This window comes from Cobetia crustatorum (assembly GCF_000591415.1).
GTDB classification, from domain to species: domain Bacteria; phylum Pseudomonadota; class Gammaproteobacteria; order Pseudomonadales; family Halomonadaceae; genus Cobetia; species Cobetia crustatorum.
Window position 1 is genome coordinate 25,161 of sequence record NZ_JEMF01000006.1, and the last position, 16,514, is coordinate 41,674.

Consider the following 16,514-nt stretch of genomic DNA (forward strand, 5'->3'; position numbering starts at 1 on the left):
CGGCTGTGCCACGTTCACTGAAGAAAGGTCCTTTTATTGACCTTCATCTGCTGAAGAAGGTTGAGACAGCAGTGGAAAAGAACGATCGCAAACCGATCAAGACCTGGTCGCGTCGTTCCATGATCCTGCCGAACATGGTCGGGCTCACCATTGCCGTCCATAACGGTCGCCAGCATGTACCGGTTCTCGTTTCTGAGGAAATGGTCGGTCATAAGCTCGGCGAGTTTGCTGCCACCCGCACATACCGTGGGCATGCTGCAGATAAAAAAGCCAAACGGTAAGCCAGAGAGGATTTAAGAGATGGAAGTAGCTGCTAAGCTGCGCGGCGCTCGTTTATCCGCCCAGAAGGCCCGTTTGGTGGCTGACCAGGTGCGCGGTAAGCCGGTCGCCGAGGCGCTGAATCTGCTCGCTTTCTCACCGAAGAAGGCTGCGAAGATAGTTCGCAAGGTTCTGCAGTCCGCGATCGCAAATGCGGAAGAAAATAACGGCATGGACATTGACGAGCTTCGCATCTCGACTATCTGTGTCGACGAGGGCATGACGCTCAAGCGCATCCAGCCACGTGCCAAAGGCCGTGCGGATCGTATCTTGAAGCGCACTTGTCATATCACCGTCAAGGTAGCCGAGAAGTAGGAGACGACCAGATGGGTCAGAAAGTTAATCCGACAGGTTTCCGACTGGGTATCGTCAAGGATCATACCTCTGTCTGGTACGCCGAAGGCGCTACCTATGCCGACAAACTGAACAACGATCTGCAGGTGCGTAGCTTCCTGGAAGAGCGTCTGAAAAGCGCTTCCGTGAGCCGCATCAGCATTGAGCGTCCGGCAAACAACGCCCGTATTACCATTCACACCGCCCGTCCGGGTATCGTGATTGGTAAGAAAGGTGAAGATGTCGATCGCCTTCGTCGTGAAGTTTCCGAGATGATGGGCGTTCCCGTCCACATCAACATCGAGGAGATTCGCAAGCCGGAACTCGATGCCAAGCTGGTTGCTGCCAATGTGGCAGGTCAGCTCGAGCGTCGTGTAATGTTCCGTCGTGCGATGAAGCGTGCTGTGCAGAACGCAATGCGTCTGGGCGCCAAGGGCATCAAGATTCAGCTCTCTGGTCGTCTTGGCGGTGCCGAAATCGCCCGTACCGAATGGTACCGCGAAGGCCGCGTTCCGCTTCACACTCTGCGTGCTGACATTGATTACTCCACCTTCGAAGCTCACACCACCTACGGCATCATTGGTGTCAAGGTCTGGATCTTCAAAGGCGAGATCCTCGGTGGCATCGAAGAGGTGCGAGCCAAGGCGAAGCAGCCCGCGTCCGCACCCAAGAAGAAAGGCAAGTAAGGGGGTAATCGATGTTACAGCCCAAGCGTATGAAATTCCGTAAGATGCAGAAAGGTCGCAACCGTGGCCTGGCGCATCGCGGAAGTAAGGTAAGCTTTGGTGAGTTTGGCCTGAAAGCCACGGGCCGTGGTCGTCTCACCGCTCGTCAGATCGAAGCTGGCCGTCGTGCCATCACCCGTCACGTCAAGCGTGGTGGTAAGATCTGGATCCGCGTCTTCCCGGATAAGCCGATTTCCAACAAGCCGTTGGAAGTTCGCATGGGTAAAGGTAAGGGTTCTGTCGAGTACTGGGTCGCTCAGATCCAGCCCGGCAAGGTCCTCTACGAGATCGAAGGCGTATCTGAAGAGCTGGCCCGCGAAGCATTTAGTCTGGCCGCTATGAAGATGCCGATCTCCACCACCTTTGTTAAGCGGACGGTGATGTGATGAAAGCCCAGGAACTCCGTGAAAAGTCAGTCGAGGCGCTTCAGGAGCAGTTGTTTGAACTCCTGCGTGAGCAATTCAATCTGCGCATGCAGAAGGCTACCGGTCAGCTGAGTCAGGTTCACCTGCTCAAGCAGACTCGTCGCCAAATTGCTCAGGTTAAGACTGTGCTCAACCAGAAGTCAGGTGAGTAAAATGGCCGAAGAAACTAAAGCACGCATACTCACCGGCAAAGTGGTGAGTGACAAGATGGAAAAATCCATCGTTGTCATGATCGAGCGCCGTGAGCGTCATCCGATCTATGGCAAGTACCTGAGACGCTCCACCAAGCTGCACGCCCATGATGAGGCGAATCAGGCTCGGATCGGTGACACCGTCTCTATCGCCGAGACTCGTCCGCTGTCCAAGAAGAAAGCCTGGACCCTGGTCGAGGTGGTTGAACAGGCCAAGGGTTAATTCCCTAGGCCAGTTCCCACCAGGCAGTCAGATTAGGTTTGGAGAAAACCGATGATTCAGACTCAGACAATGCTGGATGTCGCCGACAACAGTGGCGCGCGCCGGGTGCAATGCATCAAGGTGCTAGGCGGTTCACACCGTCGTTACGCTCGTGTTGGAGACATTATCAAGGTCACCGTCAAAGAAGCTATCCCGCGTGGCAAGGTCAAAAAAGGCCAAGTCATGAAGGCAGTGGTCGTTCGTACCAGAGCCGGTGTCCGTCGTAATGACGGTTCCGTGATCCGCTTCGACGGTAATGCGGCCGTTTTGTTGAATAATACCAACGAACAGCCGATCGGTACCCGTATCTTCGGCCCGGTTACCCGTGAACTTCGCAGTGAGAAGTTTATGAAGATCATTTCCCTGGCGCCCGAAGTGCTGTAAGGAGCGGAGCGGATATGCAAAAGATCAAACGTGACGATGAAGTCATCGTCATCGCCGGGAAGGACAAGGGCAAGCGCGGCACCATCAGCAAAGTGCTGAAGGGTGACCGTTTGGTCGTGTCCGGTGTGAATATGATTAAGCGTCACACCAAGCCCAACCCGATGCTGGGCACTCAGGGGGGTATCGTCGAGCGCGAGGCTCCGATTCACGCGTCCAACGTGGCCATCTTCAACCAGGAGACCGGCAAGGCGGATCGTGTCGGTATCCAGGTACAGGAAGACGGTACTAAGGTACGCATCTTTAAGTCGACTCAGAAGCTGATCGACGCCTAACGCGAGTCGGGTACAACATGGCGAACTTGAAAGAACGTTATCAGAACGAAGTGGCCGCCCAGCTTAAAGAGCAGTTCGCTACGCCAACGTGATGCAGGTGCCGCGTATCACCAAGGTGACCCTGAATATGGGCATCGGTGAAGCGACCGCTGACAAGAAGCTGATCGACAATGCATTTGCCGATCTCCAGATGCTTTCTGGTCAGAAGCCGATCATCACCAAGGCACGCAAGTCCATCGCTGGCTTCAAAGTCCGCGAAGGATGGCCTATCGGTGTTAAGGTGACCCTGCGTAGCGATCGTATGTGGGATTTCCTGGACCGCCTCGTGAACGTGGCTATCCCGCGCGTTCGTGATTTTCGCGGTCTGAACCCGAAGTCCTTCGATGGCCGTGGAAACTACTCCATGGGTGTGCGTGAACAGATCATCTTCCCTGAGATCGAGTATGATAAGATCGATCGGATTCGTGGCCTGGATATCACTATCACCACTAGCGCCAACACCGATGATGAAGGTCGTGCGTTGCTGGGCGCGCTGAACTTCCCGTTCAAGAAATAAGGGTGGATCATGGCAAAGAAAAGCATGGTTGAGCGTGAGCTCAAGCGCACCAAGCTGGTCGCTAAGTACGCCGTTAAGCGCGACGCACTGAAGACCATCATCAACGACGTCAACGCTTCCGAAGAAGAGCGCTTCGACGCACAGCTGAAGTTGCAGCAGCTACCGCGTGATGCCCACCCGGTTCGTCAGCGTAATCGCTGCCGTATCACTGGCCGTCCGCACGGTTACTACAACAAGTTCGGCCTGAGCCGCAACAAGCTGCGTGAAGCCGCTATGCGTGGTGACGTGCCTGGACTGACCAAGTCCAGCTGGTAACACCATTGCAAGAATTCAGGAGCGCAACGTAATGAGCATGCAAGACACTCTGGCGGATATGTTTACTCGTATCCGCAATGCGCAGATGGCCACCAAGGAGACGGTTTCCATGCCGTCTTCCAAGCTCAAGATTGAAGTGGCCCGCGTATTGAAGGAAGAGGGTTACATTTCCGAGTTTGCTGTCGCAGAAAGCGCCAAGCCGGAGCTGACCGTGACCCTCAAGTACTTTGAAGGCAAATCGGTTATCGAGCACATCAAGCGCATTTCCAAGCCTTCCCTGCGCCAGTACAAGGGCAAGGGTGAGCTTCCGAAAGTCGCGGATGGCCTGGGTATTGCGATCGTTTCCACCTCCCGGGGCGTGATGACCGATCGTGCGGCCCGTCAAGCTGGTGTCGGCGGCGAAGTCCTCTGCACCGTATTCTAGGAGTTTGGAATGTCCCGCGTAGCCAAGTATCCGGTTAAATTGCCGAACGGCGTCGAGGCAAAACTCGATGGCGACAAGCTGACCGTGAAGGGCAGCAAAGGCCAGCTGGAACTGACCGTCCACCAGGACGTGGTTATCACTCTGGAAGAAGGTCAAATGTCCTTCACTCAGAGTGATGCTGCCAAGAACTGGGCGATGGTTGGTACCACTCGTGCTCTGGTCAACAACATGGTGTCTGGTGTTTCCGAAGGCTTCACTAAGTCTTTGGAAATCAATGGTGTGGGTTATCGTGCCCAGGCCAAAGGCCAGACAATCAACCTGACACTGGGTTTCTCACACCCGGTCGACTATGAACTGCCGGCAAGTGTTACGGCTGAAACGCCGAAGAACACTGTGATCGTCCTGACGTCTGCTGATAAGCAGGCTTTGGGCCAGGTCGCCGCAGAGATTCGCTCCTTCCGTCCGCCGGAGCCCTATAAGGGCAAAGGTATTCGGTACAGTGACGAAGTCGTCCGTCGTAAAGAAGCCAAGAAGAAGTAAGGCAGGGTTATGAACGCGAAGAAAGAATCTCGTCTCCGTCGTGCCCGCCGCGCTCGTGCGAAAATCCGCGAGCTGGGCGTGTTTCGCCTGTGCGTGAACCGCACCCCGCGTCACATCTACGCGCAGATCATCTCGCCGGATGGTGGCCAGGTCCTGGCCACCGCATCCACGCTTGATAAGAGCCTGCGTGAAGGCTCTACCGGCAACTCGGACTCCGCCGCCAAGGTGGGTGCTCTGATTGCCGAGCGCGCGAAGGAAGCGGGTATCAAGCAAGTGGCTTTCGATCGCTCCGGGTACAAGTACCACGGTCGCGTGAAGGCCCTGGCCGATGCCGCACGTGAAGGCGGCCTGGAATTCTAAAGGGTTTTACGATGGCGCATATCGAACAGAAGGGCGGTGACCTGCAAGAGAAACTCGTGCAGATCAACCGCGTCGCCAAGGTAGTCAAGGGCGGCCGTATCTTCGGTTTCACCGCTTTGACTGTCGTCGGTGACGGCAATGGTCGTGTTGGCTTCGGTCGTGGCAAGGCGCGTGAAGTGCCGGTCGCGATTCAGAAGGCAATGGATCAAGCACGCCGCAACATGATCATGGTTGACCTGAAGGGCCACACCTTGCAGTACCCGGTGAAGGCACGTCATGGCGCATCCAAGATCTACATGCAGCCAGCATCCGAAGGTACCGGCATCATTGCCGGCGGTGCGATGCGTTCCGTGCTCGAACTGGCCGGCGTCCATGACGTCCTGGCCAAGTGCTACGGTTCCACCAATCCGGTCAACGTGGTGCGCGCGACTATTAATGGTCTCGCCTCCATGAAATCTCCGGAAGACATCGCCGCCAAGCGTGGCCTGTCTGTCGACAAGATTGCGGGGTAAGACACCATGGCAGCTAAGATCACGGTAACCCAGATCCGCAGCACCATCGGCGTCCTAGAAAAGCACAAGGCTACTATGAAAGGTCTTGGGCTGCGTCGCATCGGTCATACTGTCGAGCTGGAAGACACCCCCGCGGTACGCGGCATGATCAACAAGGTTCATTACCTTGTCCGTGTTGAGGGAGAGTAATCCATGAAATTGAATACCCTGAGTCCGGCCCCGGGCTCCAAGCACGCTGCAAAGCGTGTTGGTCGTGGTATCGGCTCCGGTCTTGGTAAGACCGGCGGTCGTGGCCATAAAGGCCAGAAGTCCCGTTCCGGTGGCAGTGTCAAGCCGGGCTTCGAAGGCGGTCAGATGCCTATGCAGCGTCGTCTGCCGAAGTTTGGTTTCACTTCCGCGAAATCCCTGATTTCGGAAGAAGTGCGCCTGAGCGAACTGGCATTGGTAGACGGCGACATCGTCGACCTCGAAACGCTGAAGAAGGCCAACGTGCTTCGTAATTCTACGAAGTTTGCGAAGGTCATGCTCTCCGGCGAACTGGACAAGGCAGTTACCGTCCGCGGCGTTAAGGTCACCAAAGGTGCCCGTGCTGCGATCGAAGCTGCCGGTGGAAAGGTAGAGGACTAAATGGCTAAGTCAGGAAACGTACCGGCAGTGCAGGGAAGTGGGTTGAGCGAACTCTGGGCGCGTTTGCGCTTCGTGTTCATCGCCATCGTGGTGTACCGAATCGGTGCGCACATCCCCGTTCCCGGTATCAATCCTGACCAGCTTGCTGCCTTGTTCAGGGAAAACCAGGGCACCATCTTGAGCATGTTCAACATGTTCTCTGGTGGTGCACTGGAGCGAATGAGTATCTTCGCGCTGGGCATCATGCCCTACATCTCCGCGTCGATCATCATGCAGCTCCTGACGGTGGTCTCGCCTCAGCTTGAGCAATTGAAGAAGGAAGGCGAGGCCGGCCGTCGCAAGATCAGTCAGTACACGCGCTACGGCACGGTAGTACTGGCCCTGGTCCAATCGATCGGCATGGCAGTCGGACTGGTCGGAAACGGTGTCGCCTATTCCGCTGACTTCAGTTTCTACTTTACCGCCGTGAGTACATTCGTGGCTGGTGCAGTGTTCCTGATGTGGCTGGGTGAGCAGATCACCGAGAAGGGTATTGGCAACGGGATCTCATTGATCATCTTTGCTGGTATTGTCGCCGGGCTGCCGAGTGCCATCGGCCAGTCTTTCGAACTGGCGCGCAATGATGGTGCCTGGAATGTGCTTCCGCTGCTGGCGCTAACGCTGCTTGCAGTCATTACCGTTGCCTTTGTGGTGTTCATTGAGCGCGGTCAACGCCGTATCACTGTGAACTACCCACGCCGTCAGGTGGGCAATAAGATGTATGCAGGTCAGAGCAGTTACTTGCCTATGAAGGTCAATATGGCTGGGGTTATCCCGCCGATCTTTGCGTCAAGCATTTTGCTGTTCCCTGCATCGATGGGTCAATGGTTTGGCCAGAGTGAAAGTATGCAATGGTTGCAGACGGCTTCTCAGGCACTTGGCCCGGGTCAGCCTCTCTACATCTTGCTTTTCGCTGCCGCTGTAGTATTCTTCTGCTTCTTCTACACGGCGCTGGTCTTTAACCCCAAGGATGTTGCTGACAACCTCAAGAAGTCAGGAGCGTTTCTGCCGGGGATTCGCCCAGGCGAACAGACGGCCCGTTACATCGATAAGGTGATGACTCGCCTGACGCTGTTCGGCGCCCTCTACATCACCCTCGTATCTCTGATGCCTCAGTTCCTCGTTGTTGCGTGGCAGGTCCCGTTCTATTTTGGCGGCACCTCTTTGCTCATCGTGGTTGTGGTAGTCATGGACTTTATGGCTCAGGTGCAATCGCACTTGATGTCAAATCAGTACGCGTCGGTGATGAAGAAGGCCAACCTCAAAGGCTATGGCAGCGGTGGCATGATGCGCTGATTGCGCAGCCTCTGTTAGTAAACTGGAGAGAACGATGAAAGTTCGAGCTTCCGTCAAGAAAATTTGCCGTAACTGCAAGATCATTCGGCGTCGTGGCGCAGTGCGGGTCATCTGCACTGAGCCGCGCCACAAGCAGCGTCAGGGTTAATCCCCTAGACCCGCTTAGCTGAATACAAGCTCGGGTGCTGGCATACCCCCTTGCTCCCAATGGGATCAAGGGGTATGCTATTGCGCCCTTTGTGGATGAAAAATCCGCCGCTAACCTTTCGGAGAAAACTGATGGCCCGTATTGCTGGCGTCAATATCCCGGACAACAAGCACGCGGCGATCTCGCTGACTTATATCTTCGGGATTGGCCGTACGCGTGCACAGCAGATCTGCGCCGCCCTCGGTCTAGAGCCGAGCGTCAAGATCGCTGATCTGTCTGTTGAACAATTGGACTTGGTTCGTGCCGAGGTGGGTAAGTACACCGTCGAAGGCGACCTGCGTCGTGAGATCACGCTTAACATCAAGCGTCTCATGGACCTCGGTTGCTATCGTGGCCTGCGCCATCGTCGTGGTCTTCCGTTGCGCGGTCAGCGCACCAAGACCAACGCACGTACACGCAAAGGTCCGCGTAAACCGATTCGCAAGTAAACGAACTGGCGTTTAGACAGGAAACATCTAATGGCTAACCCGAGTAAGCGCAAGAAAGTTAAAAAGCAGGTTGTGGATGCCATCGCGCATATCCACGCCTCTTTTAACAATACTATCGTGACGATCACAGACCGCCAGGGCAATGCTCTTTCCTGGGCAACTGCCGGTGGTTCGGGTTTTCGTGGTTCTCGCAAGAGCACCCCGTTCGCTGCGCAAGTCGCAAGTGAACGTGCAGCGACTGCTGCAGCCGAATATGGTGTGAAGAACGTCGACGTGCTGGTCAAGGGCCCGGGTCCGGGTCGTGAGTCTGCCGTGCGCGCTCTCAATGCCGCAGGCTTCCGCGTGCAAAGCATCAACGACGTGACCCCCATCCCGCATAATGGGTGCCGTCCGCCGAAGAAACGCCGCGTTTAAGGAGACAGACTCATGGCTCGTTATATTGGACCGAAGTGCAAACTGTCTCGTCGTGAAGGCACCGACCTCTTCCTGAAGAGTGGCGTGACTCCGTTCGAGAAAAAGTGCAAATCCGAACAACCCCCGGGTGTTCATGGCCAGCGCCGTCAGCGTCTTTCAGACTACGGCCTGCAGTTGCGTGAAAAGCAGAAGGTTCGTCGTATGTACGGCGTACTGGAAAAGCAATTCCGCAATTATTACAAAGAAGCCGCTCGCCTCAAGGGTGCGACCGGTGAGGTTCTGCTCCAGCTCCTCGAGGCTCGCCTCGATAACGTCGTCTACCGCATGGGCTTCGGCTCTACGCGTTCTGAGTCACGTCAGCTGGTCAGCCACAAGGCGATCGCCGTGAACGGCCGTACCGTCAACGTTGCTTCCTTCAAAGTGAAGGCAGGCGATGTGGTCACCGTTCGTGAGAAGGCCAAGAACCAGGCTCGCATCCAGCTGTCTTTGGCAATTGCTGCCAATCGCGGTGATGTGACTTGGGTCGACGTCGACTCCAAGAAGATGGAAGGCACTTTCAAGGCTGTCCCCGAGCGTGGCGACCTGTCTGCCGATATCAACGAAAACCTGATCGTCGAGCTGTACTCCAAGTAATGTGATGCTGGGCCGATTCATCGGCCCAGCTGTGGAGTACCCAGATTATCCGTTTGGCAGCCTTAAAGGTGTTCTTATGCAGCGCTCAGTGACAGAGTTTCTCCGTCCTCGCGATATCAAGGTCGAGGAAGTCAGCGCCAATCATGCGCGGATCGTCCTCGAGCCCTTCGAGCGTGGTTTTGGCCACACCCTGGGGAATGCTCTGCGTCGCATCCTGCTTTCTTCCATGCCCGGCTGCGCCGTCGTGGAAGCTGAGATCGAAGGCGTTCTGCACGAGTACAGCGCCATTGAAGGGGTGCAGGAGGATGTGATTGAAATCCTGCTGAACCTCAAGGACGTGGCCATCAAGATGCATGGTCGCGACGAAGCTGTACTGGCGCTGAACAAGAAGGGCCCGGGTATCGTGACTGCTGGCGACATCGCTGGCGATCATGATCTTGAGATCGTAAATCCGGATCACGTCATTGCTCACCTGAATGATGGTGGCGAGCTGAAGATGCAACTCAAAGTCGCTCGTGGCCGTGGCTACGAACCGGCTGATGCGCGTCTTTCTGCAGATGACGAATCTCGTGCGATTGGCCGCCTCCAGCTGGATGCGACCTTTACGCCGGTTCGCCGAGTCTCCTATGCCGTCGAGGCTGCGCGTGTTGAACAGCGTACCAACCTCGACAAGCTGGTGATTGACCTGGAAACCGACGGCACGCTGGATCCGGAAGAAGCGATTCGCCGCTCCGCAACTATCTTGCAGGAGCAGTTGGCCGCCTTCGTTGATCTGGAAGCAGACAAGGAACAGGAAGTCGAAGAAGAAGAAGATCAAATTGATCCGATTCTTCTCCGTCCCGTAGACGATCTTGAGCTGACCGTTCGCAGTGCGAACTGTCTCAAGGCCGAGAATATCTACTACATCGGTGATCTCATTCAGCGCACCGAAGTTGAGCTGCTGAAGACCCCGAATCTCGGTAAGAAGTCCTTGAATGAAATCAAGGACGTGCTGTCCGCGCGTGGTCTGTCCCTCGGCATGCGGTTGGAAAATTGGCCGCCTCAAAGCCTGAAGGACGACAAGGCTTCCGCTTAAGGAAGTCCGGTCGGCTCAAGCCCCAGACTGGTAAGGAATCACAACCATGCGTCATCGTAAGAGTGGTCGTCACCTGAACCGTACCAGCTCTCACCGTGAAGCCATGTTCAAGAACATGTGCATCTCTCTGGTAGAGCACGAAGTCATCAGGACTACCCTGCCGAAAGCCAAGGAACTGCGTCGTTATATCGAGCCGCTGATCACTCTGGCCAAGCAGGACACCGTTGCGAACCGCCGTCTGGCGTTCTCTCGCACGCGCTCCAAGGAAGCGGTCGGCAAGCTCTTCACTGAGCTCGGCCCGCGCTACACCACCCGTCCGGGCGGTTATCTGCGTATCCTGAAGTGCGGCTATCGTACCGGTGACAATGCCCCGATGGCATTCGTCGAGCTGGTCGATCGTCCGGTTGCCTCTGAGGCAGCGGGCGAAGAGTAAGCTCCGGCTTGCTTCGTCCACAAGAAAAGGCCAACCCCCAGGGGTTGGCCTTTTTTTATGCGTGCATTACATGTAATGCACATCGACACCACTCTCGCGAAGGCCAGTTCTTTGAGGCACTTTCGCTGCAAGTAAAAGCCATCATCCCTCCGTGGATGATGGCTTTCATAGTGTATCTATCTACCTGTTCAGTCTGTCACTTTGGTGGTCGTCTTCGTGCTTTTTCCAGCCGCCTTGTCTTTTGCAGCTTTGTTCGCTGCCTGACGTGCTAGCAAAGGGGCAAGGAAGCGCCCAGTATGTGACACCTCTTGTGTGGCTAACTGTTCCGGCGTGCCTTCGGCAATGATCTGTCCGCCACCGGAACCGCCTTCTGGCCCGAGATCGATCAACCAGTCAGCTGTCTTGATGACATCGAGATTGTGTTCGATCACGACCACCGTATTGCCATGATCACGCAAGCGGTGCAGGACGACCAGCAGTTGACGAATATCTTCGAAGTGCAGACCAGTGGTCGGCTCATCAAGGATGTAGAGCGTCTTGCCAGTATCACGCTTGGCTAGTTCGCGAGCCAGCTTGATACGCTGGGCTTCACCACCTGATAGTGTTATCGCGCTCTGGCCGAGGCGTACATAGGATAGCCCTACGTCCATGAGTGTCTGCAGACGACGCGCGATAGCAGGCACTGGTGAGAAGAACTCCAGAGCCTCTTCGATCGTCATTTCCAGCACTTCATGGATGTTCTTGCCTTTGTACTGCACCTCGAGTGTTTCGCGATTGTAGCGTTTGGCCTTGCAGACATCACAGGGCACGTACATGTCGGGTAGGAAATGCATCTCGACCTTGATCAGGCCATCACCTTGGCAGGCCTCGCAGCGGCCTCCCTTGACGTTGAAGCTGAAGCGGCCCGGCTTATAGCCACGCGCACGTGCCTCTTGGGTGCCCGAAAACAGCTCACGGATGGGCGTAAAGATGCCGGTATAGGTGGCCGGGTTGGAGCGAGGTGTACGCCCGATAGGGCTCTGGTCGATATCGACCATCTTGTCGAACAGATCTAGTCCTTCGATTTTACCGTAGGGAGCGGGTGTCAGAGTCGTCGCGCGATTGAGCTCGCGTGCCGCCAATGGCATCAAGGTTGCGTTGATCAACGTCGACTTGCCCGAGCCGGATACGCCAGTGATACAGGTCAGTAGGCCGGTAGGCACTGCCAGCGTCACGTTCTGCAGATTGTTGCCCGTGGCTCCGCTCAGGCGCAGCATCTTGTCTGGATTGGCTGGTAGCCGGTAGGGAGGTACCGCGATTTCACGTGCGCCGCTCAGGTACTGACCGGTCAGTGAGCCTGGCGTAGCTCGATTTGGGCAGGAGTCCCTTGGGCGACGATCTCACCACCATGCACGCCGGCGCCGGGCCCAATATCGAGTACGTGATCGGCAGCGCGAATAGCATCTTCGTCATGCTCGACCACGATGACGGTATTGCCGAGGTCGCGCAGATGAATCAACGTCTTGAGCAGTCGGTCATTGTCACGCTGATGAAGCCCGATTGAGGCTCATCAAGGATGTACATGACGCCTACCAGCCCAGCGCCGATTTGGCTGGCCAGACGGATACGCTGTGCTTCTCCACCGGACAGCGTATCGGCACTGCGCTCCAATGTTAGATAGTCGAGACCGACATTGACGAGGAACTCGAGTCGCGCCTGGATCTCGCTGACGATTTTGGCGGCAATCTCGCCCTTGCGTCCCGGCAGGCTCATCTTGCCGAATTCCTTCCAGGCCTCACCGATTGGCTGACGTACTACTTCAGAGAGCGTGCGGTTATCGACGTAGACGTTACGTGCTTCTCGACGTAGGCGTGCGCCATCGCAGCTTGGGCAAGGTTGTACGGCCAGATAGCGCGAAAGGTCTTCGCGTACCATGTTGGATTCCGTCTCGCGGTAACGGCGGCTCATGTTGGGCAGAACGCCCTCGAACGGGTGCTCACGAGTAACCTTGCGGCCACGATCATTGACGTAGCTGAAAGCGATATCTTCGCGGCCGCTGCCATTGAGCACAGCGTTACGCGCTTCGTCACTTAATGATTCCCATGCAGCTTCAAGTGCGAATCCATAGTGCTCGGCGACGGCTTGCAGTTGGCTGAAGTAATAGACGCTACGGCGATCCCAACCCTTGATGACGCCTTCGGCTAGCGATAACTCTGGATGACTGATCAACTTATCGGGATCAAAGTACTGCTTTACCCCAAGGCCATCACAGGTCGGGCAAGCGCCCGCCGGGTTATTGAACGAGAAAAGGCGTGGTTCCAGTTCGGCTAGGGCGTAGCCGCATACCGGACAGGCGAAGCGCGAGGAGAACACGAGATCTTCCTGCTCGCCATCCATGAAGTGCAGATGTGCACTGCCATCTGCCAGATTGAGCGCAGTCTCGAAGGACTCAGCCAGGCGCTGCTTGAGGTCTTCACGCACCTTGAAGCGGTCGACGATAACCTCGATGTTGTGTTTCTTGTTCTTTTCCAGCGGCTTGAGATCGTCAAGCTCAACAATGACGCCGTCGATGCGGGCGCGAACGAAACCTTGAGCGCGTAGCTCGGAGAGCAGCTGTAGATGCTCACCCTTACGGCCGTTGACTACCGGTGCCATCAGCATCAGCTTGCTGCCTTCGGGGAGAGCGAGTGCCTGATCGACCATCTGCGAGATAGTCTGAGCTTCAAGATCATTGCCGTGATCGGGGCAACGCGGCGTACCAGCACGTGCATAGAGCAGGCGTAGGTAGTCGTAGATCTCGGTGATGGTTCCCACAGTGGAGCGTGGATTGTGTGATGTCGATTTCTGCTCGATGGAGATCGCCGGTGATAGACCTTCAATATGGTCGATATCCGGCTTTTCCATCATCGATAGAAATTGACGTGCATAAGTCGACAGTGATTCGACGTAGCGCCGCTGTCCCTCGGCATAGAGCGTGTCAAAGGCAAGAGAGGACTTGCCGGAGCCAGAAAGGCCCGTTACCACGATGAGCTTGTCACGCGGCAGTTCGACGTCGATGTTCTTGAGGTTGTGGGTGCGTGCACCCCTGACCTGAATCCTGTCCATTGCCACCTCGGGCTGCGTCGATAAAAGCAACGATTATAAGGCGCGGGCGAAACGCCCGGCAAAGGCTGCATGCTTTCAAAGCCGTCAAGCGGGCCTTAGAATGTGCAGTCCGACGCGCATGCACTGCGTGTGAACGGCACTTTCTGGCGACCCGTATGGTCGGCCTCCTTTTCTAGACTGTCATGCTCCGGAGCCCGCCGCCGCCCATGAAGACCTCTCAACTGCTAGGCCCTGAACGCCGTGCGATCGCTGGCCTTGCCAGCCTCTACGCCACGCGCATGATGGGACTGTTCATGGTGTTGCCAGTATTGGCGCTATACACCCGCGATCTCGCTGGTGCAACGCCGACGCTGGTAGGCATTGCGCTTGGTGGCTATGGCCTGACTCAGGCCGTACTACAGATACCGTTCGGCTGGTTATCTGACCGCCTTGGGCGCAAGGCCGTCATTGGCTTCGGGCTTGGGCTATTCATTCTTGGCTCGGTAGTCGCTGCGACAGCCACCAGCATCGAGATGATCATCCTCGGGCGTTGCTTGCAGGGGAGCGGCGCTGTTGCCGGAGCCATCATGGCACTGCTGGCCGATCAGACGCGTGAGGAGGTTCGCACTGTCGCGATGGCCTCTATTGGCATGTCGATTGGTCTAGCTTTTGCGCTGGCCATGGTGGTTGGTCCCTTGGCCGCTGATGCCTTTGGGCTATCGGGCGTCTTCTGGTTAACCGCGGTAATGGCTGTTGCCAGTCTACTCGTCCTCTGGAAGCTGGTGCCTGCTGCACCGAAGCGTCAACATCAGGATGTGGGGCTTGATCGCCGCCAGCTCAAGGGCATCTTGGCTAATTCAGCGCTATTACGGATGGATATCTCGATATTTGCGCTGCACATGATCCTTACGGCCTGTTTCGTGGCGATTCCTCAGCAGCTGGTCAGCTTCGGTATTGAGCCGGCACATCATGGCTGGGTTTATCTACCCTTGATGGGCTTGGCATTTGTCGCAATGCTTCCCTTGGTCATTGTGGCCGAGAAGTATCGGCGTATGAAGCCGGTTTTCCTCGGTGCGGTCGCGACCATTGCAATCAGCCTGCTATTACTGGGCATAGAGGGTATTGAGGATACCGGTTTGACCATGTTCCTCGCTGTTCTGTGGTTGTTCTTCGTTGCCTTCAATCTACTGGAGGCTACGCTGCCCTCGATGATTTCCAAGCTGGCACCGGCAGGCGCCAAGGGGACAGCGATGGGCGTTTATTCGACCAGTCAGTTTCTCGGGGCCTTTGTCGGCGGTGTTGGCGGAGGCTGGTTGACTGGCCAGTTCGGCTTGAGTGGCGTTTTCATCGCCATGGGGCTGTTGGCACTGCTGTGGTTAGCGGCCGTTTGGGGCATGCAACCGCCGCGGCATCTGGCCAGTGAAGTTGTGGGGCTATCCCGCGAAGTATCTCACTTGTCGGCAGTTGAGCTGCAATCCCAGCTGCTGGCGATCGCTGGCGTGGAAGAGGCGCTGGTAGTGCGAGAGGAACAGGTCGCCTACCTTAAGGTCACACGCGATACACTAGATGATAAGGCGTTGGCACATTTTACTCGCCAACGTGACGATGAGACTCCGGCAGGTACTGAGGTGCCTGCTAGCTGAACCCTGACACCGGCAAGTTGTTGTCGGTGCACTCGATACCTTCTCCGATGCGAGATGCGCATCGGTCTATTTGCAGGAGTAATTTTCATGGCTCGCGGCGTAAACAAGGTCATTTTGATCGGCAATCTCGGCCAGGACCCGGAAGTTCGCTTCACTCCATCTGGCAGCGCGGTATGCAACTTGAACCTCGCTACTACCGATACCTGGAATGATCGTCAGAGCGGTCAGCGTCAGGAACGTACTGAATGGCACCGGGTAGTGATGTTCAACAAGCTGGCAGAGGTTGCTCAGCAGTACGTCAAGAAGGGCTCGCGCCTGTATATCGAAGGTCGTCTGCAGACGCGCAAGTGGCAGGACCAAAACGGTAACGACCGCTACAGCACTGAGATTGTGGCCAACGATATGCAGATGCTCGACACGCGCGGTGAAGGCGGTGGTGGTAACTTTAGTGGTGGTGGGCGCCCGCAGCAGGCACCGCCGCAGCAAGGTGGTAACTTTGGTGGCCAGCAACAAGCAGCGTCACAGCCTGCCGCGGCTCCACAGCAGGGTGGAAACTTCGGTGGTCAGCAGCCTGCTCAACAACAGGGCGGCAATTCTGGTGGTCAGCAATCTGCTCCGCAGCAGGGTAACGGCTTTGGTGGACAGCAATCGTCCAGTCCGGCTCAACCAGCGAGCCAGCAGAACAATAACTTTGGCGCGCCGCCCGCGGGTAGCTTTGATGACTTCGATGATGAGATCCCGTTCTAGCTTCTACTAAATTGTAGGGGTTAGAGGTCACCGCGGCGTGAATTGCTAGATAACTGTGCGACATATCATGGAAAGCCCTCGCTCCGCGGGGGTTTTTTGATTTCAGAAGACGGGATGGCAGCCGATAGACGTGGAGGAGGTTGAGCATGCTGCAACGGATAGCTCATTCTCAGGTTGAAAGAATCTTTTATCGCATGACATCTGCATCATCGTGACGAGCGTAAAGGGGGG

24 protein-coding genes and 2 pseudogenes are annotated in these 16,514 nt (G+C 56.2%); 25 read left to right on the forward strand and 1 reads right to left on the reverse strand.

The window, feature by feature from the left end; translation table 11 throughout:
• Positions 1–5: 5 nt before the first annotated feature.
• The 23 genes and pseudogenes from rpsS (at position 6) to rplQ (ending at position 10,830) form a co-directional block, all read left to right on the forward strand.
• Entirely contained in the window at positions 6–281 is a 276-nt protein-coding gene (gene rpsS / locus BF12_RS0101125) for a 30S ribosomal protein S19 (RefSeq protein WP_024950655.1), read from the forward strand.
• 19 nt (positions 282–300) lie between these two features.
• The gene (gene rplV, locus BF12_RS0101130) at positions 301–633 is read left to right on the forward strand and encodes a 50S ribosomal protein L22 (protein WP_024950656.1); all 333 of its coding nucleotides are present in this window, start codon (positions 301–303) and stop codon (positions 631–633) included.
• Positions 634–644: 11 nt separating this feature from the next.
• Positions 645–1,337 carry a 30S ribosomal protein S3 gene (gene rpsC, locus BF12_RS0101135; RefSeq protein WP_024950657.1) on the forward strand — a complete coding sequence of 231 codons (693 nt, stop codon included), beginning with the start codon at positions 645–647 and terminating at the stop codon, positions 1,335–1,337.
• 11 nt (positions 1,338–1,348) lie between these two features.
• Positions 1,349–1,762: a 50S ribosomal protein L16 gene (gene rplP / locus BF12_RS0101140; protein WP_024950658.1), complete on the forward strand. Its 414-nt coding sequence runs from the start codon at positions 1,349–1,351 to the stop codon at positions 1,760–1,762.
• Positions 1,762–1,953: a 50S ribosomal protein L29 gene (gene rpmC / locus BF12_RS0101145; RefSeq protein ID WP_024950659.1), complete on the forward strand. Its 192-nt coding sequence runs from the start codon at positions 1,762–1,764 to the stop codon at positions 1,951–1,953. The genes rplP and rpmC overlap by 1 nt, the downstream gene beginning before the upstream one ends.
• 1 nt (position 1,954) lies before the next feature.
• On the forward strand, positions 1,955–2,215 hold the full coding sequence (rpsQ, locus tag BF12_RS0101150; RefSeq protein WP_024950660.1) for a 30S ribosomal protein S17: 261 nt from the start codon (positions 1,955–1,957) through the stop codon (positions 2,213–2,215).
• A 51-nt stretch (positions 2,216–2,266) separates the two neighbouring features.
• Positions 2,267–2,638, forward strand: a complete 372-nt coding sequence (gene rplN, locus BF12_RS0101155) for a 50S ribosomal protein L14 (protein ID WP_024950661.1) — start codon at positions 2,267–2,269, stop codon at positions 2,636–2,638.
• A 14-nt stretch (positions 2,639–2,652) separates the two neighbouring features.
• Positions 2,653–2,970, forward strand: coding sequence for a 50S ribosomal protein L24 (gene rplX, locus BF12_RS0101160; protein WP_024950662.1), 318 nt, complete (start codon positions 2,653–2,655; stop codon positions 2,968–2,970).
• A gap of 17 nt (positions 2,971–2,987) precedes the next feature.
• Positions 2,988–3,526, forward strand: a pseudogene (rplE, locus tag BF12_RS0101165) (50S ribosomal protein L5).
• 9 nt (positions 3,527–3,535) lie between these two features.
• The gene (rpsN, locus tag BF12_RS0101170) at positions 3,536–3,841 is read left to right on the forward strand and encodes a 30S ribosomal protein S14 (RefSeq protein WP_024950664.1); all 306 of its coding nucleotides are present in this window, start codon (positions 3,536–3,538) and stop codon (positions 3,839–3,841) included.
• A gap of 31 nt (positions 3,842–3,872) precedes the next feature.
• Positions 3,873–4,265 carry a 30S ribosomal protein S8 gene (gene rpsH / locus BF12_RS0101175; protein ID WP_024950665.1) on the forward strand — a complete coding sequence of 131 codons (393 nt, stop codon included), beginning with the start codon at positions 3,873–3,875 and terminating at the stop codon, positions 4,263–4,265.
• 9 nt (positions 4,266–4,274) lie between these two features.
• Positions 4,275–4,805 carry a 50S ribosomal protein L6 gene (rplF, locus tag BF12_RS0101180; RefSeq protein WP_024950666.1) on the forward strand — a complete coding sequence of 177 codons (531 nt, stop codon included), beginning with the start codon at positions 4,275–4,277 and terminating at the stop codon, positions 4,803–4,805.
• Between the two features lie 9 nt (positions 4,806–4,814).
• Positions 4,815–5,165, forward strand: a complete 351-nt coding sequence (gene rplR / locus BF12_RS0101185; RefSeq protein WP_024950667.1) for a 50S ribosomal protein L18 — start codon at positions 4,815–4,817, stop codon at positions 5,163–5,165.
• Between the two features lie 11 nt (positions 5,166–5,176).
• The gene (gene rpsE, locus BF12_RS0101190) at positions 5,177–5,677 is read left to right on the forward strand and encodes a 30S ribosomal protein S5 (RefSeq protein WP_024950668.1); all 501 of its coding nucleotides are present in this window, start codon (positions 5,177–5,179) and stop codon (positions 5,675–5,677) included.
• A gap of 6 nt (positions 5,678–5,683) precedes the next feature.
• On the forward strand, positions 5,684–5,866 hold the full coding sequence (gene rpmD, locus BF12_RS0101195; RefSeq protein ID WP_024950669.1) for a 50S ribosomal protein L30: 183 nt from the start codon (positions 5,684–5,686) through the stop codon (positions 5,864–5,866).
• A gap of 3 nt (positions 5,867–5,869) precedes the next feature.
• The gene (gene rplO / locus BF12_RS0101200; protein ID WP_024950670.1) at positions 5,870–6,304 is read left to right on the forward strand and encodes a 50S ribosomal protein L15; all 435 of its coding nucleotides are present in this window, start codon (positions 5,870–5,872) and stop codon (positions 6,302–6,304) included.
• Positions 6,305–7,639, forward strand: coding sequence for a preprotein translocase subunit SecY (gene secY, locus BF12_RS0101205; protein WP_024950671.1), 1,335 nt, complete (start codon positions 6,305–6,307; stop codon positions 7,637–7,639). It begins immediately after the preceding gene.
• A gap of 34 nt (positions 7,640–7,673) precedes the next feature.
• Entirely contained in the window at positions 7,674–7,787 is a 114-nt protein-coding gene (gene rpmJ / locus BF12_RS21480) for a 50S ribosomal protein L36 (RefSeq protein ID WP_077373351.1), read from the forward strand.
• A gap of 131 nt (positions 7,788–7,918) precedes the next feature.
• The gene (rpsM, locus tag BF12_RS0101210) at positions 7,919–8,275 is read left to right on the forward strand and encodes a 30S ribosomal protein S13 (RefSeq protein ID WP_024950672.1); all 357 of its coding nucleotides are present in this window, start codon (positions 7,919–7,921) and stop codon (positions 8,273–8,275) included.
• Positions 8,276–8,305: 30 nt separating this feature from the next.
• A complete protein-coding gene (gene rpsK, locus BF12_RS0101215) occupies positions 8,306–8,689 on the forward strand; it encodes a 30S ribosomal protein S11 (protein WP_024950673.1) in 384 nt (127 codons plus the stop codon).
• A 12-nt stretch (positions 8,690–8,701) separates the two neighbouring features.
• A complete protein-coding gene (gene rpsD, locus BF12_RS0101220; RefSeq protein ID WP_024950674.1) occupies positions 8,702–9,322 on the forward strand; it encodes a 30S ribosomal protein S4 in 621 nt (206 codons plus the stop codon).
• Positions 9,323–9,398: 76 nt separating this feature from the next.
• Positions 9,399–10,397 (forward strand): DNA-directed RNA polymerase subunit alpha, encoded by a 999-nt coding sequence (locus tag BF12_RS0101225; protein WP_024950675.1) that lies wholly within the window; start codon positions 9,399–9,401, stop codon positions 10,395–10,397.
• A gap of 46 nt (positions 10,398–10,443) precedes the next feature.
• Positions 10,444–10,830 carry a 50S ribosomal protein L17 gene (gene rplQ / locus BF12_RS0101230; protein WP_024950676.1) on the forward strand — a complete coding sequence of 129 codons (387 nt, stop codon included), beginning with the start codon at positions 10,444–10,446 and terminating at the stop codon, positions 10,828–10,830.
• A 188-nt stretch (positions 10,831–11,018) separates the two neighbouring features.
• Here rplQ and uvrA read toward each other — a convergent pair.
• A pseudogene (gene uvrA / locus BF12_RS18120) lies at positions 11,019–13,914 on the reverse strand (excinuclease ABC subunit UvrA).
• Between the two features lie 206 nt (positions 13,915–14,120).
• Between uvrA and BF12_RS0101240 the strand changes: the two are divergent.
• Positions 14,121–15,536, forward strand: a complete 1,416-nt coding sequence (locus tag BF12_RS0101240) for an MFS transporter (protein ID WP_024950677.1) — start codon at positions 14,121–14,123, stop codon at positions 15,534–15,536.
• A gap of 87 nt (positions 15,537–15,623) precedes the next feature.
• Positions 15,624–16,283 carry a single-stranded DNA-binding protein gene (locus BF12_RS0101245; RefSeq protein ID WP_024950678.1) on the forward strand — a complete coding sequence of 220 codons (660 nt, stop codon included), beginning with the start codon at positions 15,624–15,626 and terminating at the stop codon, positions 16,281–16,283.
• Positions 16,284–16,514 lie beyond the last annotated feature (231 nt).